Here is a 2,270-nt window from a genome sequence, read left to right as displayed (position 1 = left end):
ATCTGCAATTAAAAGAATAGTTTTGTTAAGCAGTCAGCAGAATCTTAATCCGAAAGTGCTGTTGAAATATTTCTGCAATATTTAAATTTCCAGAGAAACAATGAATATCACTTCTGAGCAACCGAAAATTATTGTTGTTGGCAGTTCCTCCATCGATTTGGTTCTTAATACGGAGCATCATCCTCAGCCCAATGAGACGGTGATGGCACTGCGGTCTGAAAGTTTTTTTGGCGGCAAAGGTGCAAACCAGGCCGTTGGAACCGCAAGACTCGGTGCGAGTGTGTATTTCATAGGCTGTGTGGGCATGGATCCGTTTGGTCAGCAAATCCTGAGGAATTTAGTTGATGAAGGAGTTAACGTAGGCTTTGTGGCAGAAACAGAAAAGGCAGCCTCCGGAACGGCGTATGTAACCGCAGCGGGCGGCGTAAATTCTATCGTTGTAGTTCCCGCTTCAAATTATTGTTTGAAACCGGAGCATGTTGCCGAAGCTGAAAAGTTTTTTCAGACGGCTGATTTGGTGCTGATTCAGCTTGAAATTCCGATGGATGTGGTGGAGTTTACCGTAGAGCTAGCCAAGAAAAACAATTTGAAAGTGGGCATCTACGCTTCGCCTGCAAAAGAACTTTCTGCTAACGTTCTGGAAAATGCAAGTTTTATCGTGGCCAAAAGCAACGAGCTATCCATTGTTTTTGGCGAAGAGAAACGTGAAGATATCCTGAAAAAGTATCCTAACAAACTTTTTGTGCGCGATGATTCTAATTCAACCACGTATTTCAATGGTTCCGAAATGAAATATTATCGAAACGATCACGATTCTGTTCTGCATAAACTGGGAATGGGCGATGCTTTTGTTTCCGGTCTTTCAATTGCACTTTGTCACGGAAATACTGTGGATGACTCGGTAAAATTCGGGAATGATGTTTCGCTGAAAGTAACCAAAAACAGAGGCTCACAGCGCGGTCTTCCATACCTTAAAGACTTCTCGTGACCGTAAAATTGCTATTGACGGCATACTTTAAACCTTTCTTTTTATCAATATTTCAGTAAATTTAGAGCTTGATTTTCACTAAAATTCAGTGAATTTGCTTTGAATGAAAGAATTAGTTCTACAGACTCCGGATTATTTTCCAATATCCGTAAAGATTTTTGAACCCAAGATTCCGAACCGGAAACTTTTGGTCATAAATTCGGCCACGGGTGTGAAGCAGCAGGTTTATTTTTCCTTTGCTAAATATCTGGCAACGCAGGGTTTCACCGTTATTACCTATGATTACAGAGGAATCGGTGAGTCCAAGCCCAGGAAAATGAAAGGTTTCGAAGCGTCCATGCGGATCTGGGGAACTAGAGATTTCAAAACCATAACCACTTTTATTAAAGAAAATTATCCGGATTACACCAAATTCTGTCTCGGTCATTCCGTAGGCGCGCTGATTTTAGGAATGAATGAAGATTCAGTAATTTTCAAAAAATTCATTTTCGTCGCAACCCAGGATGCATATATCGGTCATCTTTCCTGGCGGGTTGCGGTTACTGCAGCGCTGGGATTTGGCATTGCGGTTCCGGTAACAGTGATTTTAAAGGGATATTTTCCGGCGCACCGGTTTGGTTTGGGCGAATCTTTACCAAAAGGAAGCGCTTATGACTGGCGCACCTTGATTCTCAATAAAAAATCCACCAGCAGGCTTTATGAAAAAATTGAAAAAGATCACTCGAAAGATTTAAATCAAGAGGCTTTTATCATTCACGCAGAAGACGATTCGTGGGTGACGATGAAGGGGATGGAGAGTCTGATGAACAATTCATATCCTAATATGAAGAAAATCTACCGAGAAATAAAAGTCTCGGAATCCCCAAAAAAACAGGTGGGGCATATCAATTTTTTCAGAAGCTATAACCGTAGTTTATGGAAGATTATATTGGATAAAATTCAATAATTTAGAATTTTGTGCAGATAATGCGATGCAATCTTTATATTTGATAAGTAAAAATTACAGATCATGTCCAAAACACAAAATAGTGATGAAGTTTTCCGCGCGAAACTCGATCAACTGAATGATTTTGAATTCCATGATAAAGTAGCGGGCGTTTTTGATGATATGGTCAGGTACATGAAGAAATCTAAAAAATGGACTGCCTGATATTCTACAAACAAAAATCAATTTTTTTAAAACTTATTTTATGAAGATCTACACCAAAACGGGTGACAAAGGCGAAACGGCTTTATATGGCGGAACCAGAGTTTCCAAAGCCTCAGCGAGAGTTGAATCCTA

The 2,270-nt window shown here is 40.1% G+C and carries 3 protein-coding genes and 1 pseudogene; all 4 read left to right on the top strand.

All coding sequences use genetic code 11. The annotated features are described in order from the left end of the window. Positions 1-100: 100 nt before the first annotated feature. Positions 101-988 (top strand): ribokinase, encoded by an 888-nt coding sequence (locus tag V5N63_RS03465; RefSeq protein ID WP_332032846.1) that lies wholly within the window; start codon positions 101-103, stop codon positions 986-988. 103 nt (positions 989-1,091) lie between these two features. Continuing rightward, entirely contained in the window at positions 1,092-1,934 is an 843-nt protein-coding gene (locus V5N63_RS03460) for an alpha/beta hydrolase family protein (protein WP_332032845.1), read from the top strand. 63 nt (positions 1,935-1,997) lie between these two features. Further along, a complete protein-coding gene (locus V5N63_RS03455) occupies positions 1,998-2,138 on the top strand; it encodes a hypothetical protein (protein ID WP_332032844.1) in 141 nt (46 codons plus the stop codon). A 40-nt stretch (positions 2,139-2,178) separates the two neighbouring features. After that, a pseudogene (locus V5N63_RS03450) lies at positions 2,179-2,270 on the top strand (cob(I)yrinic acid a,c-diamide adenosyltransferase); the annotation flags it as partial.

Origin of the sequence: Kaistella sp. (assembly GCF_032060305.1) — a bacterium.
GTDB lineage: Bacteria > Bacteroidota > Bacteroidia > Flavobacteriales > Weeksellaceae > Kaistella > Kaistella yananensis.
This window is presented reverse-complemented; position numbering and strand designations above follow the sequence as displayed.

Coding starts and splice junctions, on each gene's coding strand:
- V5N63_RS03465 (WP_332032846.1), top strand. CDS start 101: ATGAATATCACTTCTGAGCAACCGAAAATTATTGTTGTTGGCAGTTCC.
- V5N63_RS03460 (WP_332032845.1), top strand. CDS start 1,092: ATGAAAGAATTAGTTCTACAGACTCCGGATTATTTTCCAATATCCGTA.
- V5N63_RS03455 (WP_332032844.1), top strand. CDS start 1,998: ATGTCCAAAACACAAAATAGTGATGAAGTTTTCCGCGCGAAACTCGAT.